Genomic DNA, 26111 nt, shown 5'->3' with positions numbered 1-26111 from the left:
GTTATGACAAGGGTAATGGTTAATAAAATCACCCAAAAAAAGAGTCAAAAAAAATTACAAATTAATTACTAAAATGACCAATTTGTTTGTATTTTTCCCATCTTTTTTCAAGTAATTCTTCTATTTTTAATTGTTTATATTTTTCTAATGAATTTTCAATAGTTTTATCAATGTACTCAGCTTGTTGTGCCGGATCTCGATGTGCACCACCCCTTGGTTCCGGGATAACTTCATCAATAATCTGCAATCTCTTCAAATCATAAGAAGTGATTTTTAAAGATTCAGCTGCCTGTTGGGCTCGATTAGAATCTTTCCATAATAAAGCTGCGGCACCCTCTGGTGAGATTACCGAATAAGTAGAATTCTCAAGCATATGAATTTGATCACCAATACCTAAGGCAAGTGCACCACCGCTACCACCTTCACCTATTACGATACATATGATAGGAACTTTAAAGCTAGCCATCTCCATTAGATTTCTTGCGATAGCCTCACTTTGGCCACGTTCTTCCGCGGCTTTACCTGGATAGGCACCTTTTGTATCAATAAATGTAATAATAGGACGGTTAAACTTATCAGCTTGCTTCATATGTCTTAGGGCCTTACGATACCCTTCTGGATGTGGACTACCAAAATTTCTTTTGATATTATCTTTTGTATTTTTCCCTCTTTGATGACCGATTACGGTAACAGGTTCTCCTTTATACTTAGCAATTCCTGCAACAATCGCTTCATCATCTGCAAACAAACGGTCTCCATGAAATTCAATAAAATCAGTAAATAAATGGTCGATATAATCAAGTGTGGTTGGTCTTTCTGGATGTCTTGCTATCTGAACCCGATCCCATGGTTTTAACTTCCCATAGATATCTTTCTCCAGGTTGGCTAGTCTACTCTCTAATGTAGATATTTCATTACTAAGATCTATTTCACTATCTTTGGTAAGGTTCTTTAATTCGTCTATTTTTTCTCTTAATTCAATCACAGGCTTTTCAAATGGCAACGCATGCTTCATTGTCTTCCCCCCACTGATTGATGTATGTCTAAAATAGTTGTTAGTGTAGCCTTCATTTCATTCCTCGGTATCACCTTATCTAACTGCCCGTGCTTCAACTGAAATTCTGCGGTTTGAAAATCATCTGGTAGTTTCTCTCTTATGGTTTGTTCAATGATACGCCTTCCAGCAAACCCAATTAAGGCACCTGGTTCGGCAAAGTTGTAGTCTCCTAGGGAAGCAAAACTAGCAGACACTCCACCAGTTGTAGGGTTAGTCATAATCGATATGTATAGACCACCCGCTTCATTAAGGCGTTGAATCGCAACAGATGTCTTACTCATTTGCATTAAGCTTAAAACACCTTCTTGCATTCTTGCTCCACCTGAAGCAGTAAATACGATAATAGGAATAGATTCAGTACGAGCATTCTCAATTGCTCTAGCTATCTTTTCTCCTACTACTGATCCCATGCTTCCCATTCTAAAGCGAGCATCCATTACTGCAATAGCGGTCGGAAAGCCATTAAGTGTCCCTTTTCCTGTTACTACAGCTTCATTCAAACCTGTTTTGTCTCTATCCTTCTCCAACTTATTTTCATAGTCAGGAAATTGTAATGGATTTTTAGATAATAAATGCTTGTCCCATTCCGTAAAGGAGTCTTCATCTAATAAGCCCTTAATGCGGTCATATGCCGGTAACTGATGATGGTGCCCACACTCTGGACAAACATTCAGATTCTTTTTCATCTCTTTTCGATAAAAGATCTTTTGACAACCATCGCATTTTTGCATTAAGCCTTCCGGTACATCCTGTTTTGCCTCTTTCCTAGGAATTGAAGCATACTTTTTCTTTTTTCCAAAAATATCTTTAAGCAAGGTTGTTCCTCCTTTTAAACGAAAACATTAGAAAACTTTAGAATATGCACAACCACGAGTATCGAAATCTCATATTTGAGATCCTTTTCTCTAATCCTGAAGTTGTTTAGTTTCTTTTTATTCTTTTTGATACAGGTTATCGATTTGGTCAACATGATTATTACTTAGTAATTCTATAACATTGAAATAGAAATTTTTATCATACGTTGTTCCCTCGATAGTATAGGAGAATTCCTCCATTAGCTGCCAGACTTTCTGCATTAAATCATTTCCACTATAGGTAAATATTGAGGAAAAAAAATCAAAATGTCTTTTTCTGTCATCAAGTTTATCATCATTGATAATTAATAACAATTTGTCTATTTTCACGTGCGAGCGAATCATTGCTAGTTTAATTGCTTCCTTTTCCATTATCCGTTTTGCTTCAAAGATATTGGATTGAATAGTAGGTTCTTGAAAAATATAAGCTGATAACAGCTCGATCATATGGTAAGGTCGATACGATCCGAGAAACGTTCCTTCCCCATGACGTGTTTCAATTAATCCTAACAATTCCAAAGCTCTCAAGGCTTCACGCACAGAAGATCTTCCAGCATTTAACCTTTCAGATAATTCCCTTTCTGAAGGGAGACGGTCTCCAGGCTTTAATGCATTTTTTTTTATAAGGTGTTGAATTTCAGCTAATACTTCTTCATAGACCTTCGCTTTTATTGACATAAAAGGTACTTGTCACTCCTTTGGATCTAGCAGGTCCTGTAGCACCCGAAAGCTTGATGAATATTAGTAGTTTGGTTCATACTAACTCTATTCCTTTCAAGCTTTATTTCGTTCAAAACAACAATTGGTCTGACCACTTTATTCATTATAACAGATGGTTTTTTTGTGTAAAGTTTAGAGCACATTCTCTCTAGTTTATGCTATATACCAACGAAAAAATGTCAGTAGATTTGCAGAAACTAGGGATAGAATCCTTCGACAACTAACAAAAATCTATGTAGAGGCTACTATTGCTGATAGTTAGCTTCATACAATAAAAAAAGCATAACGTCCAATTTCTTTCGGACGTTGATGCTTCATTTTTTTAGAACCACTTGATCTTTTCCAAAAGTGGCAATTAATTTCTTCATACAAGTATGATTTCGATTTAAATAATACTTGCTTGATAATCGATATGTTGCTTTCTTATTTTCTTGAAAAACGATAATTGGAGTATTGCCTGGGAATTCTTCCGCTATTTCTTTAATAATAGTAAGTGCTTGTTGTTCCATGTCTGCCTTAACTTTAATAAAAATTCGTTCATCCGTAGTCTCCAGCAAATTTTGTTCATCAAAAGGGGAAATTTCTGAAATCAATAATTGAACTCGATTATTTCTTTCTTCGGGCTTTCCTTTAATGAACACCATTACTTCTTCTTTTAGCCATCTGTTAATTTGACGATACGTTTCAGGAAAAATGACAGCCTCTCTCTCATCAGTCTCGTCTGACAGTGTGACAAAAGCCATTGGTTCTCCCCGCTTTGTACGGATCGTTTTAATATTTTGGATAACAGCACTCGTTGCTATGTTGTTTTTCCCAATAAATTTAGTCAGTTCTAGTAAACTTAGATAGCCATTCCTCCGAAGTGTGTCCCTATATTCCGTTAGAGGATGACTGGAAATGTATAATCCTGTTAGTTCTTTCTCAAATTGTAATTGCTTTATTTGTGTAAACGCTTCTGTCTCGAAGTATGTTACGTCAAATTCTACGGCTTTCTGGAAAAGAGAAGGTTGATCGTCAAATTCACTAAACAATTCCCCCTGTTCCAATGCTTGGTCAAGGGAACTTAATAAACTAGCACGATTAGAATAGGTCTCATCAAAAGCACCTGCTAGGATGAGTGATTCGATGACTGGACGGTTAACTATATTTAAGGGTACACGTAAACAGAAATCAAATAAATGCTTAAACGGACCTTGTTTCCTTGCTCGGATTATTTCCCGGATAACTTGATGTCCTATCCCCTTGATTAGTAATAACCCCATCCTTAGATTACCTTTTTCAACTGTAAACTTACCAAAGCTTTTATTAATGGAAGGTGGTAACAAAGTTATACCTAATTCACGTGCTTCCCTTATATATAAATGAATTTTGTCTTGTTGTCCCGTAATAGAGCTTAAAGCCTCAGCTAGAAAGTGTGCTGGAAAATGGGTTTTTAGATATGCTAATTGATAAGCAATCATGCTATAAGCTACAGCATGACTTCGATTAAATCCATAGTTTGAGAAGCGAACAATCCAATTAAATACTTCGTCTGCTACTTCCTTAGTGTACCCCTTCGCTATACAGCCTTCTATAAAACGTTGCTGTTCCTGCACAATGGCACCCTTTGATTTTTTACTGACAGCCCTTCTTAACGTGTCGGCTTGGCCTAAAGAAAAACCTGCCATCTTACTAGCAATTTGCATTATTTGTTCCTGGTAAACAAGAACGCCATACGTATTTTTCAATATAGGCTGTAAATCTTGATGTGGATACTCTACTGACGCTTTCCCTAGTTTCCGGTCGATATAGAGTGGAATGAATTCCATTGGACCAGGACGATACAGTGCATTAACAGCTACCACATCTTCAAAATCGTTAGGCACTAATTTGGTTAACACATTTTGCATACCTTGAGATTCTAATTGAAAAACCCCATTCGTCCTTCCTTGCTGTAACAATTTAAATGTACGCTGATCATCTAATGGAATATTTTTTAACCCAATTTTAATCGTTTCTTTTTTGTTTATAGAGGTAATAATTTTCTCCATTAAGGTCAGATTTCTTAGCCCTAAGAAGTCCATTTTTAATAACCCAATCGATTCCAAGTCCTTCATTGCAAATTGTGTGAGATAAATCTCACCGTGAGATCTGGTTACAGGTACGTGATTTGTCAATGGTTGTTCACTAATTACAACCCCTGCAGCGTGAGTCGAAATATTTCGTGGCAACCCTTCTAGCTTTGCTGCAATCTTAAATAACATCTGTAGTTTCTTTGATTGTTTTACATAGGATGTTAGCGCACTTGATTCTTTTACACTTTGCACAATCGTTTTGGAACTTTGAGAAGGAATTTCTTTAAGAATGAAGGTTGCATCCTGATCGTCAATATCCATCGTTTTAATAAGTTCTCTTAATATAGAGCGCGAAGCAAAAGTCCCAAACGTAATGATCTGAGCAACATGGTCTGGTCCATATTTATTTTTCACATATTCTATCACTTCATCTCGCCTTTGATCAGAGAAATCGATATCTATATCTGGCATTGATATCCGTTCTGGATTAAGAAAACGTTCGAATAGCAAATTGTAACGAATTGGATCAATATCTGTAATTCCTAAAATGTATGCTACTAACGAGCCTGCTGCAGATCCTCTACCCGGTCCTACCATGATGCCTTCCTCTTTCGCATAGCGAATAAAATCCCAAACGATAAGGAAATAATCACTAAATCCCATAGAGTCTATAATATCCAACTCATAATGTAAGCGTTGTGAAACATCTAAAACAGGTTGGTTGTACCTTTCATGTAAGAAGGAATGACACAGTTGCTTCAGAAAGCTTGAAGCTGTTTCACCTTGCGGAACAGGATAGTTCGGTAGCATTCTTTGCTCAAAATTTAGTTTTACCTTACACTGCGCTGCAATCCATTCAGAGGTCTCAATACATTCTGGCCACCAGGCTAGTCGCTTTCTTACTTCTTTTTCATCTGCTAAATGTTGTTCTTTAGGACCTGACACAGTATCAGCATTCCACTTTGTTCCAGTTCGAATCGCCTGCAAGCATTCATATGCCATTTGGTCTGATTCCAATATGTACCTAACATCACTTATAGCTGTGACAGAGATGTCCTCCTGACTACAAACAGTTTTTAATTCCTTCTCTATTTGTCGTTCTTCCCCACTAATACCTAAATAGAAATCTACCTGTTCCGTCAAAAAGGACCATTTTTCTAAGTGCTGCTTTACTCTATCTATATAATGATTGTTTAGCCATTCATAAACTGGACTGTCCAATAGTGGTAACACGATGATTATATCTGTTAAATAGATGGAAAGATCCTCTCTCGTAAGGCTTCCTTCTTGTAATTGGATATGTGAACTTAGTTTTATTAGTTGTTGATACCCAATGTTACTTTTAGCATATAATATTACCTTTTCTGTCTCGGATTCATCTATTTGCATATCTACAATTAACCCTATGATTGGGTTAATCTTCTTTTGCATGCATGCTCGGTAAAAGGATACAGCACCATACATAACATTTTCGTCTGTTAATGCTAAACTTTTAAATCCAAGCTCTTCTGCACGCTCCACTAGCTTATCAATTGAAACAGAGCTTTTCATTAAACTATATCCACTTCTTACTTGTAAGTGACTATATCCCATATCTTCCCCACCTTGTATGATTTAACTTAAAGGTTACTTTCTGATTATTATATTATAAGGCACTTCCCATGCATTACAATGTTACTTTCTTAATGACACAGTTGAGAGAAACTCTCTAATAACTGTATTCTTTAATTAACTGAGTGCAAGGGCGCAAAGATGATTACTCAAGTAGTCCCCTCGCTCGCTGTGGGGTTTTCAGACTGTTCCTTTCCCACAGGAGTCTCGCATTTTCCCTCTGCTTAGTATAACTTTCTTTTCTAGTGAAAAAAGTCGGATTCGTTGATATATTGGTATTTCGTATCACTATACAAATTTAGAATTTCTCAATTAGCGTAGGCAGAATACGTAGACTTCTGTGGGAACAGCACGCGTCCGAAGACCCCGGAAGAGCGTTCTTTGCTCTGAGGAGGCTGAGGCCGTGCCCACGAAAAGCGGAGTATTCTGCCGAAGCGAGTTATAGTACTCATCCAAAGAATTAGTTATTACTGGAGAGTCTATGTGTACTCTGACAAAAGGATCAATTAATTCTAGATCTATCTTCTAACTTACTATTATAGCGGAATTATCACTGACATTAAAATGGTTAACATAACTAGTCCAACATTTTCATAAATTTAATAGAGAAAATTCATTTGAAGTGGGATTAGCTTAAATGAAAAGGAGAGGGAAACATGGAAGAACGGTTTATTTCCTCGATGATTCAGTGTTATTTTATTGCACTTGGTGTCGTATTTGGGGGATCGATTATTGGCAGCATTGGTGCATTTGCTACAGGAGAACCTCCCTTCACCCTCATGGGTAGAATAGCCAAAAGCCTGCGTATATGGGCTATAGTAGCTGCTATTGGTGGTACATTTGACGCTATATCTAAGTTTGAAAGAGGGATATTTGAAGGCTCTACACTGGATATGGTCAAACAAATCCTATTAATAATTACCGCTATGGGAGGAGTTCAAACAGCTCTTTTAGTTATTCAGTGGTTTATTCAGGAGGAGATTGAGTAATGCATATCCCTCCCTATTATAAAAAGGAAAGTTGGCAACGTTTTTTTGCTGGGACATTCTTCGGGGGTATTATTGCCTTCATTGTTTTTATATACATGTATGGCCAATTGTATGAGAATTGGGTAGAAGAGAACATCAATTTACGCGCTAGAGTAAACGAATTAGAAACAAATAATAAAGTATTAGAGGAAAATAAAAAGGAAGCAGATAAACAATCTCAACAGCAGCTGTCTATCGATGAAATCACTATTTCTATTCAAAACCTAAAGGAGCTTAAATTAGAAAAAGACAGCCTAATGAAACACCAACTTGAGCAAGCAATAAAGGAAGAAATTATACATATTATTGGTCAGGATGTTCAATCAGTTGCAGACAACTATCAATTACTTATTTCTACAATCGAAAACAAAACATATAAAATTGATAACCTATCTGAATTCACTTATAGTGCTACAGTAAATCGCTTGTTTCTGACACCTTCGTTTGTCCAAATTCATGTTGAGTTATCCATATCCAAATAGATTTGAAACTTTTTTGAATTTTTATCTACAACCGTACAAATTGATGTGATATTTAATATAATTAAAGTAGATGAAAAACGCTTTCATTTATCGAAAGGGTGTGAAATGACTATGTTTATCATGAGTCGAAGTCAAATGGCGAGAGAGCAAATTAGTCGGCTTCAAAAAGGATTCTCAGCCTATGCGGAATCAGAAGATCTCGTAAGGCTTATTAAACGAGAAATCGAGATAATGGAACTCCCTGTTATTTGTGAAGAAACCGAGATTGGTTACTGGTTTTTCCCGGCCAGTCCAAACCAGAAGCATTAACATTTTTAATCTGCCTTCTCTATGTACAAAGGGACGTGCCATAATGGAATGGTACGTCCCTTTTTTTAACTTCATACTCTATAATCTAGACAAACTTGTTCTAAGTCAGCAATTAACTGTTGCATTTCAGCCCAATTATAAATAGTTGCACCAGAAGCTAAGGGATGTCCTCCACCGTTATATTTAGCTGCTACCTCATTAATAACAGGACCTTTTGATCTTAAACGAACACGTATCAATTCTTCTTCTTCTACAAAAATAGCCCAGGCGCGAATACCATCTATGTCTCCCAGTACCCCCACTAGAGAGCTGGTTTCGGATGCAGTTATTTGAAACTCTTTCAGTTTATCTTTCGTAATCTTTACAGAACTAACACCTGCTTCGGATATTTCAAAGTTTTGTAATATGTAACCTTTAAGTCTGGCTATGTTTTGTTTTGTATTGTACATTTGTTCGTATAGTTCTGTCCTATTGAAATTATAGGTAACTAAATCTGATGCATAACGAAATGTCTTTTCCGTACTACTAGGAAATAGGAATCTGCCTGTGTCACCAACTATCCCACTATAAAGTAAACTAGCAGCCTCGTCGTTACACTTTAACCCCATACTTTTACCATGAAGAAACAGTTCATAAATCATCTCACTTGTTGAACTAGCCTCTGTATTAACCCAGCTGACATCTCCATATGTATCTACATTAGGATGATGATCTATTTTAATAAGTTCTTTCCCAAAAGAAAATCTATCATCTGATATGCGTGCCTGATTAGCTGTATCACAGACAATTACCAGTGCATTACGATACGTTTCTTCTTTAATTTGGTCCATAATTGCTAAAAAAGATAAAGATGGGTCTTCATCCCCTACGGTATAGACATTCTTATATGGGAATGAGTGTTGGATGATTTTCGCTAGTCCTACTTGAGAACCATAAGCATCTGGATCGGGACGAACATGACGATGAATAATAATCGTATCATATTCTTTAATTTTATTAACTATAGTATCTAATACCATAACAAGGTAACACTCCTTTTTGTACTTCCTAGTTAATAGGACTATCCGCTCACATTTTTTGCTGATCTGTTTAAGGATACCTTAAATTAGTGGTAATTTCCTAGCAAAACTTCTTAAAAAAAGCTACAATGAATAAAGTGTTAAATAGATAGGAGAATTTAAATGATTGTTTTCCCAATTGTCATCATTATATCCATTGTCATGTGGGTCTACTACAAAGTCTCGATTACAAAATCGACAGATCAACTCTATCAGGTTTACCAAAACGCTAAAGGTCGGGTTTGTTTAGGTGTCTTTTTAATATTCTTCTGGATAAACCAATACCTTTATTATCAAACTAGTATATCACTTTATATTGCGATCGCATTCTTAATTTTAGGTGGTATCCAATTATACAGCGGCTATAAAAGAACCATTCACTATGCTCAAGAGTTGAAAAAGAGAAAGGCATCCGTTTCGTGATAATTAGTACCCTATCTTTGGGTACTTTTTTGTTTACTTATATTTTTAAACTAAACAGATTCTTTTAATTCTGTATAATATGCTTACCCGATCAAGATTTCGCTATAAAAATAGGCTCCATGTTGGTTTAATTGATTACATTTCTTACTCTTACTGACATGACTATTATAGTAGTTTTAGATCTAATAACTATTTGATCCGTAGAATCAACAGTTAATGGTCAGTTAGGAGCTTGTGAAAGTACGGAGCTTTGGATACGACTACCTAAACTGAAGTCATTTATGTATGAAAAAGGCTTTGTCATCGATCTATTAATTGAGCCATTAAAACAGCTTTACTAACTAGTAATTTTTCAGAGTACACCTCAACATCGACTTTGGCCGATTTTCGGCCTACTTCTAATAATCTAGGTCGGATCTCAATTGTACTTTCTAATTGAACAGGCTTAATAAAGTAGACAGAAATATTTTCAACTACTAAGTCCCCTTTTTTAGATTGTCGCAATGACCTACTTGCTGCTTCTGTTACAAAAGAAACAAGAACGCCATAGGAAAGAGTCCCTAACTGATTGGTCATTTGGGGTGATACCTCTGAACGATAATAGAATTGATTGTTGTCATCTTTAAGCGCTTCTAGTCTACTCGTTACAATATCATCTATCGTTTCCCCGACTTGTGGTTGTCTCTGTATATGTTGTAACGCCTTTAGAACATCCTGTCTAGAGATCAATCCCTCTAATCGATGATGATTATTAACCACAGGCATAATCTCAATACCTTCCCACACCATCATATGGGCAGCATATGCCAACGATGTTTCCTTTACAACCGTCATTGGATTTTTAGTCATAACCTTATCGATCGTTAAAAACTTATCTTTGCCAATTACATCTTTTGATGTGACCATACCAGTTACACGGTTATTATCATCAACTACTGGGTATCTGCTATGCGTTGTTTGTTCATTCAACTCATACCAACGGGATAAGAAATCCTTAGTCGTTAATGAGTAAGTTTCTTCTATAGGTGTAAAAATATCACTCACTAATACGATTTCTTTTTTGATTAATTGATCATATATTGCACGGTTAATCATCGCAGCTACTGTAAAGGTATCGTAACTAGTCGAGATAATCGGGAGCTTTTTCTCATCAGCCAATCTTTTCACATGTTCATCCGTATCAAAGCCACCAGTAATTAACACGGCTGCTTCTTCTTCCAATGCAAGTTTATGCGCTTCGACTCTGTTACCAACGATTAATAAAGAATCACGTTCTGTATAACGCATCATTGCTTCTAATTTCATGGCGCCAATAACAAACTTATTTAATGTTTTGTATAGACCTTCTCTACCACCAAGAACCTGCCCGTCCACAATGCTAACAATTTCAGCAAACGTTAGATGCTCAAAATTCTCTTTCTTCTTCCGTTCAATCCTTATTGTTCCTACTCTTTCAATTGTACTAACTAACCCTTGATTTTCTGCTTCCTTAATTGCACGGTATGCGGTACCCTCACTTACATTTAATTCTTTGGCAATTTGCCTTACTGAAATTTTGTTTCCAACTTTTAGCGATTCTATAAATAGTAATATCTGTTCATGTTTGGTTGCCAAGTCTAGTCACCAATCTTTCCATCTGTACTAATGGTATTCTCTTTATTGTTATTATACAGATGTCTTAAGATTGTATCAATTTTTTCCAAAAACTATTGGCATATGAGACTAATTTTTTATCTCACAGATTAACCTTAATGTCTATAATTACACCTAAGGAACGCATAAATTCAATAAATAAAGCAGATAGAAGAAACATAAAATCTAACTAGATTCTCGGATCCATCCAATTAAATCATACAGAAAAATATAGTCATGAAGATGAAAAAAGATGACTGTTACATAATATTTACTATTCTGTTATGTTATTTTATAATAAAATCTTTCTTTTCTATTGTTGCTTTGAAAACAATACTATAAAAAATACAACGTATGTAATTTTCTTTATTGCATTTTTTACATCCGGTAGACTTCCTCTTATCTTAAAGAACGAACATGCGTGATTAGCCAAATAAAAAGACCAGGGAGCAACAATCCCTGATCCTATATTGACTTAGAGTTCAATCATTTCCCCAGGTTTAAGAGCAATACCTTTTCCAGGCTTAACTTGGCTAGCAAAAGCTTCTCCGTCCTGTTCAATTAAAGGAAAAGTATTATAATGCATTGGTACAACTGTCTTTGCGCTTATCCACTCAGCAGCTAATAAGGCATCCTCAGGTCCCATTGTGAAATTATCTCCTATTGGTAGAAAAGCTAAATCAATATCATTCCTATCCCCAATTAATTTCAGATCAGAAAATAATGCTGTATCACCAGCATGATAGATCGTCTTTCCTTCTGTCATTAGTAGAATTCCAGCAGGCATACCACCATAAATTTTATTCCCATCTTCGTCTACAAATAAGGAACCGTGAAATGCTGGTGTTAATTTCACTTTCCCAAAATCAAACTGGTGGGCTCCCCCAATATGCATTGGATGGGTCTTTAGTCCACGCGATTCTAAGTAAATGGCTAATTCATTGGGTGCTACTACTAATGCACCGGTCCGTTTTGCAATATCAATTGTGTCACCAACATGATCGTTATGCCCATGTGTTAACAGAATAACATCTGGCATTACTTTATTAGCCTCTAAGTCACATGTTCCATTTCCTGTAATAAATGGGTCAATTAAAATCACATGTTCATTAGTTTCAACTCGAACTACAGATTGTCCATGAAAAGATACCTTCACTACGCTCGCTCCTTTACTATCATAGCTATTACCTAATTATAGGTACTCCTAGATATTCTATACCCTCCTCTAGCGTAGTTTTAACATTAAAAAAGGAAAATCATTAGTATCCTAATAATTTTCCCATGAGTTTTCATATATTCCGATTAGTCTCGGATCTATTAACGTATTTGGCTTTAATTCTTTTATACTCCCATTTTTGGTTGTGATAATGCTATCTTCGTCTTTTCCGAATTTTGTTAAGCCAACCAACATATCTGTGCTTAGAAAACGGGTTGGAACAGCTATATTTAGTTTAGATAGGGTTATATCATTGCGACTTGCAAATACAAATCCCCAATTCCCAAAACTCGGAACATCAACATGTAGGTTTTCTACATGTAGTCCTGTAGATTCAATTGTTTTAGATATGGTCCAATACACTTCGGTAGCAAATACTGGACTAGTAGATTGAACCATCATCGCCCCCTCAGGTTTTAGATGATTTCTTGCGAGGGAGTAAAACTCTTTTGTATATAGTTTATTAAGACTTTCATCATTCGGATCAGGTAAGTCAACTAAAATAACGTCATACCATTTTTGACTATTCTCCAGGAACTTAAAGGCATCTTGATTTAAAACCGTAACCCTCTCATCTTTTAATGATCCATCATTTAATTCTAGTAGATGTGGATTATGATTCGCTAGATCGATAACCGCCGGGTCTAGGTCAACCAAAGTAATTTGTTTAACGTCGTTATACTTTAAAACTTCCTTTACAGCAATCCCATCTCCACCACCGAGAATTAATATGTTGTCATGGTTCGATGCTTGTGCCATGGCTGGATGAACTAGTAATTCATGATATCGATATTCGTCAAAAGAGCTAAATTGTAAACCACCGTTCAAATATAACCTTACGTCATTACGATCTTTAGTAACAACAATCTTTTGGTACTGACTTTCTTCCATATGAATAATTGGGTCCTTGTACAATTTCTGTTCAAATGTTTGCGCCATCGACTCCCCAAAAAATAAACCAAACAGTAATAGTGACCCGATGATTACTCCTACTACTGCATGAAGCTTACTATTTGCTATTTCTTTTCTAAACAACCAAAGGACCACTAGTGCTACAGCAAGATTAATACATCCAACAAAAAAAGCTGTATTGACCATTCCTAGTTGTGGCCTTAAGAAAAATACAAATAAAAGCCCACCGATCAATCCACCAGCATAGTCTGAAAAAAGCACACGTGCGGTACTTCTATTTAAAGACACACCAATTTCGTTCGCCTTCCGAATTAAAATCGGTAGTTCTACACCTGTTAATCCCCCAACAATTAAAGTGATGCCATATAAAAACAATGCATCAGTTCCTGCTGATGAATAGGCTGTTATGCCAAACATAGCGAAACTTGAAAATCCACCAACAAGCGCAACAAAGAATTCTATGTATATAAAGGAGATTAACAGATTTTTTAATACCTTTTCACTTAAACTAGCACCTATCCCCATACCTGTTAGAAATAAGGAAATAGTCAGGGTATACTGTTTAACCCCATCGCCTAAGATATACGATCCTAGTGCCCCAAACAATACCTCAAAAATGATTCCACAAATTGATACGATTCCAGATGCCCAATATATAAAATGACTTTGTCTGACTTTCATTTGATCCAAACCATATCACTCCGATAATTTTCTGTTAAATTGTTATTAAAACATGTAAAAAGGAAGGTCTGACCCTACAATCATATGGGTCAGACCTAATTAAAGTCTATATTTCTTATGTAATGGAAGCTCCAATTACAAAGGCTAGACCTATTGATACGGCTAACGAAACAATACCAACTGCTACATTATTTTGTTTAATTTGCTCCTCCACAGAGAATTTTCTCGTAAAAGCTTCAAATAACAAGTATGCAATCATTTGTAAAACTACTCCATAAGCACCCCAGATGAGCGTTTCCCAAACAGTAATACTATTGTAAATAGCAAAAGAAAGAATAATACATATCCCGATAATTTTACCCGCAATTGATAAAGCAACCGCTTGATTCCCATTAGAGATTTCTTCCCAGTCCTTATACTTTCTCGTAATCCATTCAAAAATGACAAGTCCAATGAACACAACAATAATTGCAATAACGAAATAAACAAATGTTGAAATAAACTGTTCCATTATTAATAACCTCCTTTATTTTCCTGCACTAGGGCCACCGCCGCGAACAGAAGACATTCCCCTATTCGTGTTTAAGCCACCACTATTATATTTCTTGGTTGTAGAATATCCTCCATAACAGCTTCCATCTGCGCACTTTGACTTACGTTTCTTAGCCCAATCATCTACATCAAGTACATCGTCTAAGATCTTAAGGGCAAAGTAGGTTTGGAGAAAACTAGGCGAATAGTTATCTCGAACAAATTGGTCACTTGCCACTTCAATAAGTGTAGAATCAGGATCTTCTTCACTTTGTTTAATCGTCACGAAATGATCTGGATAGATCAAGACCTGTTGATTATCAATTAACTCACTCTGTTGCTTAGGTTCAACTGTGCTCGTTAAAGTGGAAACAAGTTCAGAAACAGTGAATTTATTAGTAGCATAAACAATTGCAATGTTATTTTCTCCTTTTACTGTCTCTAAAAGGTTAAAATTATCACCTATGATAGTAGAAATATCGTTCGTACTTGAATTTCTTATCTGGCTTTTCATCTCATCTTTTGTTGGTTCATCAGGTAAATTTTGCACAGAGACAGATGGCTCTGAAACATCACCCTGAAATTCCTCGAAATCTGCAAATGGGTCTGAACTACCACATGCTGATAAGATCGCTAGTAACAATGTGAAAGTAATCCCAGCGAGTACTTTTTTTATCACCTTTACTCCCCCTTTCTACTCCTATTCACAAATATAAACCCTTGTGGTGAAACAAGGGTTTATTTTCATACAGTTCCCTATACTTAAAAGGTATGCACTCATTCTACCATAAAATGCCACCAATTATTTAAAAATCTGAAACGGTTATTCTTTACCCATTTTCTTTTTCAGGGCTGCTAATTCATCATCGACACTATCTTTTTCTAGTTCTTCAAATTCATCATCCAAGGTTCTACTTGCAGCAGAAAGGTCTTCACTTGTGTCAGCTTCCGCTTCAAATTGAAGTACTTTTTCTTCCATGCGTTCAAACCCTCGTTTTGAATCATCATTACCAATTGAAGACATAGTACGGTTCATCTTCGTTCTAGTTTTCGCTGATTCTGCACGTGCTTTTAGTGAATCCTTCTTCAATTTCATGTCTTGATATTCTTTTTTCATCTCATCAAGCTTTTCACGAAGTACATCTGCATCTTTTTTGGCTCTTTCCCAAGATTCTTTTAGCGTGTTAGCTTGCTGTTCATGGTCTTTTTTATCCTGTAAGGCGCGTCGAGCAAGATCTTCATTACCTGATTCGATAGCCTTTTCTGCTTGCTCTTGTCTTTTATCTACTAATGCTTGGGAATCCTCATATTTTCTTTTTAACATTTTTTCATTCGCAATTTGTTTTGCGACTGCACTTTCAACTTCTCTTATATCTGACTCCATATCTCTCATAAACTGATCTAGCATTTTAACCGGATCTTCAGCCTTATCTAACATAGCATTCAATTCTGAACTAACAACCGTTTTTACTCGACTAAATAACTTAAACATTCCTATTCCTCCTTATTAATTAGAACCTGCAATAATTTTTAATTCATAAGCCTCAATTGAATAACCAAGACTTGCTTCAATTTCAGTACCCCAATATTCTAAACTGATAAATTGTTCTTCGTCATCATCACAATACTCAGCATATTCCATCATCATGCCGTTAATATTTTTACTTCTTCCTTCCCCTACTACTCTCGCCTCACCTTCCTCATCAAGATAAAATACTTTTCCTTCATAGTTTAGCTTCTTAGGGAAGACGCCTTCAATCGGTAATTGTATTTTCTTATATATACCTAACTCTAACTCATCATCCATTTCTGCAGATAGCCATAATGTGTTGTTACCTTCCAGAAGTTGATAAGCTATCCACTCGTAGGAGCCTTGCCGGTATGTTATCTTTCCAATCACTTCATAATCACCTAGATCGTAAACTACAATATCACCGACCTCGATCGATAATGGCGTTCTTTCTTTTATTTCTGGTTTTGATTGTTGCTTGGAAAAAAGTTTGGAGAAAAACCCCACTAGTGCACCTCTTTTCTAAAATCCTTTTCAAATAAGAATACGATATGAAGATGAAAAAGTTTCATTTTTATTAATTTTTTTCTGTATTTTAATCTTAACAAAAACAAACGCCGTTCACCATGTATGTGTCTATATTTGCTATACTAGTTGCAAACAAATAATAAAGGTGGATACATAATGGACAGATTCAATCGACTTCATAAAGAAATGAAACAAGCAAAAATAGATAGCCTTTTCATCACCTCAAAAGCTAACATCTATTATTTCACTAATTTTTATACAGAACCACACGAAAGACTTGTTGCTGTTTACGTAGATCTTTCGGGAAATTCATTGTTAATCTTACCTGAAATGGAAAAAGAAAGTGCAATAGCATCAGGTTGGAAGGGAGATCTTTTACCATATAATGATCAAGATAATCCATGGCATATGTTCGAGAAATACTTAAGTGTATCTAACCGCTCACTAGATTCCTTGGGTATTGAAAAAGATCATGTAACCGTAGAGCGCTATGAACAGATTACAAATCTCTTTGTAAATGCTAACATAGTGGACGCAAAAGAAACGTTAGCAAACCTACGTGTGGTAAAAGACAAACAGGAACTTGATATATTAAAGCAAGCTGCTGCATTCGCTGATCTTGGTGTAAAAACTGGAATTGAGGCCATTGAAGAAGGCAAAAGTGAATTAGAAATACTTGCTAAAATAGAGTATGCCTTAAAAAAACAAGGAATTCGAGAAATGTCTTTCTCTACTATGGTGCTTACCGGAAAGAAAACCGCATCACCACATGGGCACCCAGGACTTGAAAAGGTTTCAAAAGGCGACCTTGTCTTATTTGATCTTGGGGTTATTTTCCAGGGGTATTGTTCTGATATAACAAGAACAGTTGCATTTAAAACTGTTAATGAACAACAAAGAAACATTTATAATACTGTGTTAACAGCCCAACAAAAAGCAATAGAAGCTGCTTCGATTGGTAGACCAATGAACCATTTGGATTATGCTGCTCGAAATTACATTACTGAACAAGGATATGGAGAGTATTTCACACATCGAATTGGTCATGGTATTGGAATTGATGTACATGAATACCCTTCCTTAAATGCTACTAATGAATTGCCTTTAAAAGCGGGAATGAGTTTTACCATTGAACCAGGCATTTATGTCCCTAATATTGGTGGGGTAAGAATAGAAGATGAGATATTCATGTCTGAAAAAGGGGCTCAACTTTTAACAAACTATCCTAAGGAATTACAAATAATTGGCTAACATTAGAAAACAAGGCTAGATATTCCAAGCCTTGTTTTCTTTTCTTTAGGGAACTGCGTCTCCCAGTAATGCTGTTTAGCAGGTTACCTCGACACAAAGGGGACAAAGAAGCATAGTCAAAGGAATTTCCCCGACTTAGGTCGGACACGGAAATCAGGTAATTTTCCCCCATGGTTGTAGCATTCCACATAGGGATATAGGTGCATTATTTACTTTCGGTGTTCAAAAAACATAACGATTAGGAACAATTAGAACAGCTATTTCCGTCGATATAATAAATTGTTATAGTTCAGCTCGATTAGAGAACTACTTAGAACCTATATTACAGAATCAACCATAGAGATATCTATTTTATTAGTTTATCTAGCTTTTCATATGGTAGCTGATGGGCGTCAGCTACAGCTTTATACGTTACAAAGCCATCTATCGTATTAATCCCTTTTGCCAATGCAGCATTATCTTTACAAGCTTGTTGATACCCTTTATTTGCTATTTGTAGAGCATAAGGGACTGTAACATTAGTTAAACCAATTGTCGATGTACGCGGGACTGCCCCTGGCATGTTTGCGACAGCATAGTGAAGAACGCCATGTTTCGTATAGGTCGGATTATCGTGTGTTGTAATTCTATCTGTTGTTTCAAAGACCCCACCTTGATCGATGGCAACATCTACAATTACTGCTCCATCAGGCATTGCCTTGACCATATCTTGAGATACTAGTTTTGGCGCCTTTGCTCCTGGAATCAACACGGCCCCTATCACAAGATCAGACTCTTTAAGCTCTGTTTCTAATGTAACAGGATTCGAAATTAAAGTTTGAATACTAGACCCAAAAAGATCATCAAGTTGTCTCAAACGCTCCGGGTTAACATCTATGATGGAAACATCTGCCCCCAATCCGATTGCAACCTTAGCAGCATTCGTTCCCACTACTCCTCCACCGATAACGGTTACTTTTCCTCTTTTCACTCCCGGAATACCTGAAAGTAAAATTCCTCTACCGCCGTATGACTTTTCTAAAAACTGTGCGCCAATTTGTGCAGCCATACGTCCCGCAACTTCACTCATTGGTGTTAAAAGTGGTAAAGATCCGTTTGCTAATTGGACCGTCTCATAGGCTATGGCAATCACTTTCTTATCTATTAATGCTTTCGTAAGCTCTTGCTCTGGTGCTAAATGTAAGTAAGTAAAAAGGATGAGCCCATTATGGAAATAATTATACTCTTCAGGTAATGGCTCCTTCACTTTCATGACCATTTCTTGTTGCCAGGCTTCTAATGCAGAATCTACTAGAATCGCTCCTGCTTGCTCGTATTGCTTATTAGTAAAACCAGATCCGAGCCCTGCCATTGTTTCAACCACTACAGTATGACCAGCCTCTGTAAGCGTAACTACTCCTGCTGGTGTTAATGCAACCCTGTTTTCGTTGTTTTTTATTTCTTTTGGTACACCAATATTCAATTGTATGACCTCCCTATTTAATCTCCTTTTACTACTATGTATATCAATTTATTTATCAACGGTGACGATGAATCACATCTAAGCCTCCAGTTACATCAAATACAGCACCAGTAATCATGTCGGAGTCGCGATTACAAAGGAACAAAACTGTTCTAGCTATATCTTCTCCAGTACCTGATCTCCCAATAGGGGTATCCTGGTCTAAGATTTTACGGCTAGTCTCAATAGTCGCTTCTTTCATCTCTCCAACAATATTACCTGGACAGATCATATTAGACGTAATTCCATTTTCCGCCTCTTCATACGCTATCGTTTTAGTAAGGGATACTAAACCAACTTTTGCTGCTGCAAAGGCAGATCGATTCAGCCAACCCGCTGCTGAGTTGGCACCTTGAAAGCCATAGTTAATAATTCTTCCAAACTTTCGCTTTCTCATTGATGGAACTGTAAGCTTAAGTAAATGAAACACTGCATCTAAATTACCACGAACCATGGAGTCCCATTCTTTATCTGTGTAGTCCATCAGTTTTTTTCTTTCAAATACAAATGGGCCCGCATTGTTTATTAAATAGTCAATTCCACCGAATTTATTTTCGGCTTCTAGAACGAGATTTTCCAGGTCCTTTTTTTGTGTTACATCCGCTTGGACTAAATGTAGATTTGCATTAGGATACAATCGCTTTAATTCCTCTGCTTTTTCTTGATCACTTCGATACGATACTGTAACACGATGCCCCATTTCCAAAAAAGACTCTGTAACTTTTCTTCCTAATCCCTTTGTACCTGCTGTTATTAATGCATGACCCATGCCTTTTCCCCCCATTCTTTTCCTAAATGTATACTTATATCGTACATGATTCATTGTTTATTTTCTATTAAAAAGACTAGTCACGCCATTAGCTCGACTAGTCTTTTTAATTAATCCTGTTTTTTATTCAACACTTCCACATCATGATCTATAACCCCACTATGATAGCTTTCCATAAGTTGTTGTGCGACAAGCTCTTCGCCTTCTGTAACTGCCGTTGGATCCAAATAGTCTATTCGTTTCATGAATGTCACCTCCATAGATAGTATGTTCCAAATATTTTAACCTCACTATATAATTTCTTACCAAAATGTAGTATCTACTGCGTCATAATTATATTTGGACCTTTTATGGTTATTGTTTGAAGAATGGCTTGTCTTTTGTGGAGAAACTGGATTAAATACAGTCGAAAAGGTTTTCAATTAGAAGCGCCTCAAAAGTTTACCTAGATTTGTTTGTACTACCTATTAGCTGTTAGAAACTAATATTAAAGAAAAAAGTATATCATTTAGGTTTTACTTTCCTAAACGATATACTTAAGGATGGAGTGCCATTACTTGGGATTCATTTTTTGAAGATCGTTAAGGTATCTTAGTTGATAAAATCTAAGAGCAAAGTTGGCAACCTGTTGTGTTAATTGATAGTTAAAATATGCTCCCACTCCCATACTTAAGATAGGTATTCCTTGTACGATTTTTTTCCTTCCCATTATAATTAGCAAATTCTTAAAAGTTTGTTTAAGCGGTTGGTCCATCCAAGTGCGATTAGTTAATTTATCCTCTCCCTCGTAGAGAAAAGAACTCCCATCGTTTAATTCATCCTTTAATTCATTCCATGCCTGCTTCTGAAACCGCTTTGGTAGAGTAGCTGCATGGAATACCTTCAAAGATAGCATCATTTCATATGGATGATTAACTTCTTTTCCGAATGTCAGACCTATTAGTTGAACTACACGAAGATTCATCACAACCATAAGCGGAAAATCCAAACCTAATAAAAGAAAACCACCTGTACCAGTTAATCCACCCTGCACGACAGAGTAAAGTCTTCCTTTTGCAATGTATTGCCCCGCAATGTAAGTGAGCTGATCAATAGTTAATTTAGACAAGTCATAAATAGTATCAATCGACTCATCGAATATTCTAGCAGTCATTATGATTCTTTCTCTCGCTTCTTTTTGAGTTGCTGACCCTTGTAAGTATGCATGGGTATGGAATAAAAAATTATCCATATTAAGGCTAAATTTCGATCTTATTTTTGGATTAATACTGCTTATTGCCTGATTCATCCAGTTATCATATAACATACTAAAATCATTAAACTCATATTTGTTTAAGCTGATTTCCCAATTATTTATTTCCGTTTCAATACTTTTTTCCCCCAAGTTAATCCCCTCCGTTCTATATGTCGATATAAGGAATTATCTACTATCTAACTAAATATAATGTTTGAAGGAAAAAAATATTCTGCTCAAAGCAAAAAATGTTATAGTTTTCTCCTATAATTTTATTATTGTAGAACATTTATTGATTAGGCTAGCTGGGCGTTATGGGAATTTTTATGAGTATGTGAATAAAGTGCGAGTTTGTCGAGAAAGTGATACAAAGGGTTACTAGGTAATGTCGTTTTCAATGACCTTTTTCCAAGTAATTTCATTAAGTTAAATACGCCTGAATTGCATAATAAAAAACCTCGATCTGCTAAATGCCTTTCAAGGTTTTTCATTGTTAAAGTTCTCTTAATATTATTCTTAAATAACCCGTACATTCTTCAACATTATTACTCAATTCATTAAAATCATCACAAAATATTTTCTTAATTGGATTTTCCCAATCGTCGTCTTTTACAATAAATATTATAAACTTCTCTACACCAGAATACCAACCAATATCTAATATAAGGTTTTTAGGGTAGGTTACTTGAAACATATCTTCTTTTAGTCCATCGGCAATAAAATCAAGGGGCTTATTAAGATCAATAAAAAAATCATTATATGTAATTTGACCTGGTGTGAAATTTACATTTTCAAACATACTCTCACTCCTACTTTCATTTAGTTTAATTTAATTGGATGCAGTGAATTTTATAATCAGAGCTAATTAATTTTTTGTTCTTATATAGGAGTTACAGTAACCTTACTAGAAGGACTAACTGTACCGTAGGGCCGCCATATGACATGCCATAGTTGTAGGGCCTCAAAAAAGACAACCTTCTCCCATATTAGAAAATATAATATGAGAAAAAGTTGCCTTCTGAAAAGTTATTCTTGGTTATACAATTCAAGGTATCTTTACCTAACTAGAAAATGTTTTAAAGCCTTTTTATACGTGGCTTTTTTGACTTAAACGAACCGTATCTCTTGCAATCATTACTTCTTCATTAGTTGGTATTACGATAACTTTTACTGGGGAATGAGGATAATTTATAAACGTTTCTTTTCCTCTTATATTGTTAAGAGACGGATCCCAATAAACACCCATGAATTCTAAACCTTTTAATACTCTTTCACGGATTGCAATACTATTTTCACCTACACCAGCAGTAAAGATAATCGCGTCTACACCGTGCATTCTAGCTGCATAAGAACCAATATACTTGTGAATTCTTTCAGCAAACACTTCTAGTGCAAGCTCTGCTCTTTCATCACCATTATCAGCTTTTTCTTGGATATCTCTTAAATCACTTGAAAAACCAGATAATGCAAGCATACCACTTTCTTTATTTAGTACGTTCATGACTTCATTTGCAGTTTTACCTGTTTTGTCCATGATATATGGGATTAACGCAGGGTCGATGTTACCAGATCTCGTTCCCATTGTGACACCAGCTAGTGGTGTGAAGCCCATTGATGTGTCAATGGATTGTCCATTTTCAATGGCTGCAATACTTGCACCATTACCTAAGTGACAGGATAATAGTCTTAATTGATTTAAAGGTAATCCCATAAGTTCTGCCGCTCTTTCTGAAACATACTTATGTGAAGTACCATGGAAACCATATTTACGGATACCATACTTTTCATAATATTCGTAAGGCAAACTGTAAAGATAAGATTGCTCTGGCATAGTTTGATGAAATGCAGTATCAAATACAGCAACTGAAGGTACTTCTGGTAGAATATCTTTAAATGCACGAATACCTGTTAAATTAGCAGGATTATGAAGTGGTGCTAGCTCAGAAACTTCTTCAATTTCTTTAATTACTTCTTCTGTAATACGGACAGAATCACTAAAGCGCTCTCCACCATGCACAACGCGGTGACCTACTCCATCGATCTCATCAAAGGATTTAATAACTCCAGATCCTTTCAATTTATCTAAAAGCATTTTAACTGCTAATTCATGATCAGGAATGTCAGTTACACTTGTGTCTTTCTTGTCATCCACTTCAATTGTAAAAACGGAATCATTAATACCTATACGTTCAACTAAACCTTTTGCTAAAACTTTTTCTTCTGGCATCTCGATTAATTGGAATTTTAAAGAAGAGCTACCAGCATTAATTGCTAAAATATTGCTCAAAATATTCAACCCTTTCATTAATTAAGGTTTTGAGATTAGGTCCAACTCCATTTAACCACCGGTGCATTCAGTTTGCAATACGAAGCCATTAATGATAACGTTTCCTTCACAAATTTGTTAAATTCTCACTATTCAGTAACCTTCTTCTTTGAACCATTGATTAATATTAATTAAAATATTATCTACTGAAGCAACATCCTTAAAGGATGGCAATTGAGCCATTAGAACCTGTTTTGGAGCTTTCGTCTCTATTCCTTTTTTCTGAAGGATAAAGATGCTCTTTGCGTTACTTTCAGATTTAAACATACTCAATGGTAACTGTAGTATCCCAACGATATGGGCATGTTTATGCAAGAAGTTATTTAACTTTTCTGCTTGATCGCTATCGAATAGAAAGTTAGGAATAACATATAGTAAGTACCCACCTTCTTTAACATAATTAAGCCCTTGCTCGATAAATAAATGGTGTGAGTATGAATGGCCGCTATCGGCTTTCAACTCATAATTATTTGCTTGAACATCATCTGGATAATAACCTACTGGTAGATCTCCAATCACTGCATCAACAGGTTCCAATAAGAAAGGACGCAAGCTATCTTGATGGAAAAACTCCACTTCTATTTCTTGGAGGTTTGCACTCATTAAAGCTAATTGAATTAAAGAAGTATCAACTTCGCTCCCATAAGCTTCTACTTCTGTATTTAATTGATTCACTACAGCCGTTAATAAATTAGCTGAACCACACGCTGGATCAAATAACCGGACCTTATCTTGTTTACCTAACAATTTTTGTACTAGGTAAGCTACAAACATTGCGACTGTATCAGGTGTAATTAAATGTTGCTGCTGAGTTGCATTATGCATTCCCTTTAATATGCATAACTGAATCACCTTTCTAAGTTCTTCTTTTTCTAACCCAGGAATATTCAACTTCTCTGAACCTTTTTGTAGCTTTTGTTTTAAAAGATCGTGCATATCATCTGTTGGTTCATTTGTGAAAAGGTACTCAAGACCAACAGCCAAGCTTTCTATATATGGTAAATCCATCTGTTGTTGAATATTCTCAGCCATTTCATCTAACACTTGAAAAGAACTCTCTATTTTAGTTTGTTCCAACATTTCTCCTCCATTCGTACCGCTTCTGTCATTTCGCGCTATTAACTATTAGGGCGACTCTATTTTACCAAACTTTCTATGTATTAGGTAAACATACTGTTTGATCAATAGTCAAAAACAAAATCCTAAAAATCCCCTTCGTCCTCTTATTTAATTAATACAAATAAAAAACTGCTAGCATTATTGCAGCAGTTTATGATTTAAATAGAGTATAACTATTACTCGGACTCTTTTTTGTCTTTTTCACTAGTTTCATCTTTTTTCTTATCCTCTTTTTTTTCACCTTTTTCACTCTTACTATTCTTTAAAATTTCTTGTATCTTTTCGATTGCCTGAGGAGCAAGATCTAACATCTTCTCATATAAATGAGTGTTTTCATCTAAGTGTATCATCTGTACACCTTTATCATTTACAATAAGAAAGGCTGTTGGTGTAATCGATACTCCTCCACCACTACCTCCACCAAATGGCAGCGTTTGTGATTGCTGATCATCCTGTTTCCCACCACTTTGGCCACTATAAAATTCACTACCGCCAGCTGCAAATCCAAAACCCACCTTGGATACTGTTATAATAACACTACCATCTGGAGATTCAATTGGATCTCCAATAATAGTATTCACATCAACCATGTCTTTTAAGTTTTCCATCGCTGTTGTCATTAAGCCTTCAATTGGGTGTTGTTGTTCCTCACTCATTTAATTTTCCTCCTTATTCATGCCGGTCGTTTAGTTAATTTAGCTTTATCCCTTTGAAAATGTCTAACCAACTGAATGATTGCGTACATAGTTTGTCCTAACCTAACCGATACCATACACTCAAATTCTACGTTTATCGTTTTATGTTGAAAAACAGGAAAAACATTCACTATTGGCCTGTCCTTTACTCTCATATGATCTATCATTACTTTTAAAATACCCGATTTTAATCCCCATACCACTCCAGTTAGAATACCAGTTTTCCCTGCATCTCCTATCCCAAATTGTGTATTCCATTTAAACTTCTTAACCTTAACTTTAGTAAGGTATCTTGCTACTATTGTCTTGGAGTGAAAAACTGTTACTAGCGTTTCACGGAATTGCTTACAATTGTCGATAATTTTGTTTATTGTTAGTTCTTCCTTACTATCAGACTTATTTGATTTGTCGTCTATATCTAGCATGTCTACAGGAAATTCTTTTTTTATTACAATGATACCTAGTAGTCTAATTTTCATTTGAAGAGTGCTTTTATTGTGTATATGGGTATATAAGATATATGTATGAATATGAGTAAAAAGGCTTAGAATTAACAATAGCAACATAGCAACAACAATAATAATCCATACCATAAAAACACCTCCATACT

Annotated in this window: 26 protein-coding genes; 5 read left to right on the top strand and 21 right to left on the bottom strand. The window is 35.7% G+C overall.

Translation table 11 applies throughout. From position 1 onward, the window contains the following. Positions 1-61: 61 nt before the first annotated feature. From accA to dnaE, 4 genes are all read right to left on the bottom strand, one after another. Positions 62-1015 carry an acetyl-CoA carboxylase carboxyl transferase subunit alpha gene (gene accA, locus H7K77_RS13585; protein ID WP_186578395.1) on the bottom strand — a complete coding sequence of 318 codons (954 nt, stop codon included), beginning with the start codon at positions 1013-1015 and terminating at the stop codon, positions 62-64. Beyond that, positions 1012-1872, bottom strand: coding sequence for an acetyl-CoA carboxylase, carboxyltransferase subunit beta (gene accD, locus H7K77_RS13580; protein WP_186578394.1), 861 nt, complete (start codon positions 1870-1872; stop codon positions 1012-1014). The genes accA and accD overlap by 4 nt, the downstream gene beginning before the upstream one ends. A 117-nt stretch (positions 1873-1989) precedes the next feature. After that, positions 1990-2589 carry a FadR/GntR family transcriptional regulator gene (locus H7K77_RS13575; protein ID WP_186578393.1) on the bottom strand — a complete coding sequence of 200 codons (600 nt, stop codon included), beginning with the start codon at positions 2587-2589 and terminating at the stop codon, positions 1990-1992. A gap of 356 nt (positions 2590-2945) precedes the next feature. Next, a complete protein-coding gene (gene dnaE, locus H7K77_RS13570) occupies positions 2946-6278 on the bottom strand; it encodes a DNA polymerase III subunit alpha (protein ID WP_186578392.1) in 3333 nt (1110 codons plus the stop codon). 674 nt (positions 6279-6952) lie between these two features. Here dnaE and H7K77_RS13565 point away from each other — a divergent pair. From H7K77_RS13565 to H7K77_RS13555, 3 genes are all read left to right on the top strand, one after another. Next, a complete protein-coding gene (locus H7K77_RS13565; protein ID WP_186578391.1) occupies positions 6953-7285 on the top strand; it encodes a YtrH family sporulation protein in 333 nt (110 codons plus the stop codon). Then, positions 7285-7806, top strand: coding sequence for a sporulation membrane protein YtrI (gene ytrI, locus H7K77_RS13560; RefSeq protein ID WP_186578390.1), 522 nt, complete (start codon positions 7285-7287; stop codon positions 7804-7806). The genes H7K77_RS13565 and ytrI overlap by 1 nt, the downstream gene beginning before the upstream one ends. Positions 7807-7926: 120 nt before the next feature. After that, entirely contained in the window at positions 7927-8115 is a 189-nt protein-coding gene (locus H7K77_RS13555; protein WP_222599365.1) for a hypothetical protein, read from the top strand. A 71-nt stretch (positions 8116-8186) separates the two neighbouring features. Here the strand turns inward: H7K77_RS13555 and H7K77_RS13550 are convergent, their stop codons facing one another. After that, complete coding sequence (locus H7K77_RS13550) at positions 8187-9134, bottom strand: DHH family phosphoesterase (protein WP_186578388.1); 948 nt, start codon at positions 9132-9134, stop codon at positions 8187-8189. A gap of 162 nt (positions 9135-9296) precedes the next feature. On the opposite strand from H7K77_RS13550, the gene H7K77_RS13545 reads away from it, so the two are divergent. After that, a complete protein-coding gene (locus tag H7K77_RS13545) occupies positions 9297-9596 on the top strand; it encodes a YtpI family protein (protein WP_186578387.1) in 300 nt (99 codons plus the stop codon). A gap of 300 nt (positions 9597-9896) precedes the next feature. On the opposite strand, the gene H7K77_RS13540 is transcribed toward H7K77_RS13545, so the two are convergent. The 7 genes from H7K77_RS13540 to H7K77_RS13510 form a co-directional block, all read right to left on the bottom strand. Next, positions 9897-11210, bottom strand: coding sequence for a DRTGG domain-containing protein (locus tag H7K77_RS13540; protein WP_186578386.1), 1314 nt, complete (start codon positions 11208-11210; stop codon positions 9897-9899). A 493-nt stretch (positions 11211-11703) separates the two neighbouring features. After that, positions 11704-12384 carry a metal-dependent hydrolase gene (locus tag H7K77_RS13535; RefSeq protein WP_186578385.1) on the bottom strand — a complete coding sequence of 227 codons (681 nt, stop codon included), beginning with the start codon at positions 12382-12384 and terminating at the stop codon, positions 11704-11706. A 111-nt stretch (positions 12385-12495) separates the two neighbouring features. Continuing rightward, the gene (locus tag H7K77_RS13530; protein ID WP_186578428.1) at positions 12496-14037 is read right to left on the bottom strand and encodes a polyamine aminopropyltransferase; all 1542 of its coding nucleotides are present in this window, start codon (positions 14035-14037) and stop codon (positions 12496-12498) included. 115 nt (positions 14038-14152) lie between these two features. Beyond that, the gene (locus H7K77_RS13525) at positions 14153-14548 is read right to left on the bottom strand and encodes a DUF350 domain-containing protein (protein ID WP_186578384.1); all 396 of its coding nucleotides are present in this window, start codon (positions 14546-14548) and stop codon (positions 14153-14155) included. Positions 14549-14563: 15 nt separating this feature from the next. Then, positions 14564-15247: a DUF4247 domain-containing protein gene (locus tag H7K77_RS13520; protein ID WP_186578383.1), complete on the bottom strand. Its 684-nt coding sequence runs from the start codon at positions 15245-15247 to the stop codon at positions 14564-14566. Positions 15248-15391: 144 nt separating this feature from the next. Continuing rightward, positions 15392-16060, bottom strand: coding sequence for a PspA/IM30 family protein (locus H7K77_RS13515; RefSeq protein ID WP_186578382.1), 669 nt, complete (start codon positions 16058-16060; stop codon positions 15392-15394). A gap of 15 nt (positions 16061-16075) precedes the next feature. Next, entirely contained in the window at positions 16076-16585 is a 510-nt protein-coding gene (locus H7K77_RS13510; protein ID WP_186578381.1) for a DUF4178 domain-containing protein, read from the bottom strand. A gap of 177 nt (positions 16586-16762) precedes the next feature. On the opposite strand from H7K77_RS13510, the gene H7K77_RS13505 reads away from it, so the two are divergent. Then, positions 16763-17857, top strand: coding sequence for a M24 family metallopeptidase (locus H7K77_RS13505; RefSeq protein ID WP_186578380.1), 1095 nt, complete (start codon positions 16763-16765; stop codon positions 17855-17857). 346 nt (positions 17858-18203) lie between these two features. Here the strand turns inward: H7K77_RS13505 and ald are convergent, their stop codons facing one another. From ald to H7K77_RS13465, 9 genes are all read right to left on the bottom strand, one after another. Next, positions 18204-19319, bottom strand: coding sequence for an alanine dehydrogenase (gene ald, locus H7K77_RS13500; RefSeq protein ID WP_186578379.1), 1116 nt, complete (start codon positions 19317-19319; stop codon positions 18204-18206). Positions 19320-19374: 55 nt separating this feature from the next. Then, complete coding sequence (locus tag H7K77_RS13495) at positions 19375-20181, bottom strand: SDR family oxidoreductase (protein WP_407926437.1); 807 nt, start codon at positions 20179-20181, stop codon at positions 19375-19377. 56 nt (positions 20182-20237) lie between these two features. Further along, positions 20238-20372 carry a hypothetical protein gene (locus H7K77_RS21540; RefSeq protein WP_268911916.1) on the bottom strand — a complete coding sequence of 45 codons (135 nt, stop codon included), beginning with the start codon at positions 20370-20372 and terminating at the stop codon, positions 20238-20240. 308 nt (positions 20373-20680) lie between these two features. Next, a complete protein-coding gene (locus H7K77_RS13490; protein WP_222599364.1) occupies positions 20681-21511 on the bottom strand; it encodes an EcsC family protein in 831 nt (276 codons plus the stop codon). A gap of 343 nt (positions 21512-21854) precedes the next feature. After that, positions 21855-22160, bottom strand: coding sequence for a hypothetical protein (locus H7K77_RS13485; RefSeq protein WP_186578377.1), 306 nt, complete (start codon positions 22158-22160; stop codon positions 21855-21857). 288 nt (positions 22161-22448) lie between these two features. Continuing rightward, the gene (locus tag H7K77_RS13480; RefSeq protein WP_186578376.1) at positions 22449-23648 is read right to left on the bottom strand and encodes an acetate kinase; all 1200 of its coding nucleotides are present in this window, start codon (positions 23646-23648) and stop codon (positions 22449-22451) included. A 132-nt stretch (positions 23649-23780) separates the two neighbouring features. After that, a complete protein-coding gene (locus H7K77_RS13475) occupies positions 23781-24764 on the bottom strand; it encodes a class I SAM-dependent methyltransferase (RefSeq protein WP_186578375.1) in 984 nt (327 codons plus the stop codon). A gap of 218 nt (positions 24765-24982) precedes the next feature. After that, positions 24983-25462, bottom strand: a complete 480-nt coding sequence (gene ytfJ, locus H7K77_RS13470; RefSeq protein WP_186578374.1) for a GerW family sporulation protein — start codon at positions 25460-25462, stop codon at positions 24983-24985. 17 nt (positions 25463-25479) lie between these two features. Then, positions 25480-26094: a DUF2953 domain-containing protein gene (locus H7K77_RS13465; protein WP_186578373.1), complete on the bottom strand. Its 615-nt coding sequence runs from the start codon at positions 26092-26094 to the stop codon at positions 25480-25482. Positions 26095-26111 lie beyond the last annotated feature (17 nt).

The organism is Aquibacillus kalidii (genome assembly GCF_014280935.1).
In the GTDB taxonomy this organism is placed as follows: domain Bacteria; phylum Bacillota; class Bacilli; order Bacillales; family Amphibacillaceae; genus Aquibacillus_D; species Aquibacillus_D kalidii.
Note: the sequence above shows the minus strand (reverse complement) of the source record. Positions and strands in the feature narration are given on the sequence as shown.

Excerpts from the sequence above, each read along its gene's own strand:
- H7K77_RS13550 (WP_186578388.1), bottom strand. The coding sequence starts at position 9,134 with ATGGTATTAGATACTATAGTTAATAAAATTAAAGAATATGATACGATT.
- H7K77_RS13465 (WP_186578373.1), bottom strand. The coding sequence starts at position 26,094 with ATGGTATGGATTATTATTGTTGTTGCTATGTTGCTATTGTTAATTCTA.
- H7K77_RS13575 (WP_186578393.1), bottom strand. The coding sequence starts at position 2,589 with ATGTCAATAAAAGCGAAGGTCTATGAAGAAGTATTAGCTGAAATTCAA.
- H7K77_RS13530 (WP_186578428.1), bottom strand. The coding sequence starts at position 14,037 with ATGAAAGTCAGACAAAGTCATTTTATATATTGGGCATCTGGAATCGTA.
- accA (WP_186578395.1), bottom strand. The coding sequence starts at position 1,015 with ATGAAGCATGCGTTGCCATTTGAAAAGCCTGTGATTGAATTAAGAGAA.
- H7K77_RS21540 (WP_268911916.1), bottom strand. The coding sequence starts at position 20,372 with ATGAAACGAATAGACTATTTGGATCCAACGGCAGTTACAGAAGGCGAA.
- H7K77_RS13495 (WP_407926437.1), bottom strand. The coding sequence starts at position 20,181 with ATGAATCATGTACGATATAAGTATACATTTAGGAAAAGAATGGGGGGA.
- ytfJ (WP_186578374.1), bottom strand. The coding sequence starts at position 25,462 with ATGAGTGAGGAACAACAACACCCAATTGAAGGCTTAATGACAACAGCG.
- ytrI (WP_186578390.1), top strand. The coding sequence starts at position 7,285 with ATGCATATCCCTCCCTATTATAAAAAGGAAAGTTGGCAACGTTTTTTT.
- H7K77_RS13545 (WP_186578387.1), top strand. The coding sequence starts at position 9,297 with ATGATTGTTTTCCCAATTGTCATCATTATATCCATTGTCATGTGGGTC.
- dnaE (WP_186578392.1), bottom strand. The coding sequence starts at position 6,278 with ATGGGATATAGTCACTTACAAGTAAGAAGTGGATATAGTTTAATGAAA.
- H7K77_RS13525 (WP_186578384.1), bottom strand. The coding sequence starts at position 14,548 with ATGGAACAGTTTATTTCAACATTTGTTTATTTCGTTATTGCAATTATT.
- H7K77_RS13485 (WP_186578377.1), bottom strand. The coding sequence starts at position 22,160 with ATGTTTGAAAATGTAAATTTCACACCAGGTCAAATTACATATAATGAT.
- H7K77_RS13555 (WP_222599365.1), top strand. The coding sequence starts at position 7,927 with ATGAGTCGAAGTCAAATGGCGAGAGAGCAAATTAGTCGGCTTCAAAAA.
- H7K77_RS13565 (WP_186578391.1), top strand. The coding sequence starts at position 6,953 with ATGGAAGAACGGTTTATTTCCTCGATGATTCAGTGTTATTTTATTGCA.
- H7K77_RS13505 (WP_186578380.1), top strand. The coding sequence starts at position 16,763 with ATGGACAGATTCAATCGACTTCATAAAGAAATGAAACAAGCAAAAATA.
- H7K77_RS13515 (WP_186578382.1), bottom strand. The coding sequence starts at position 16,060 with ATGTTTAAGTTATTTAGTCGAGTAAAAACGGTTGTTAGTTCAGAATTG.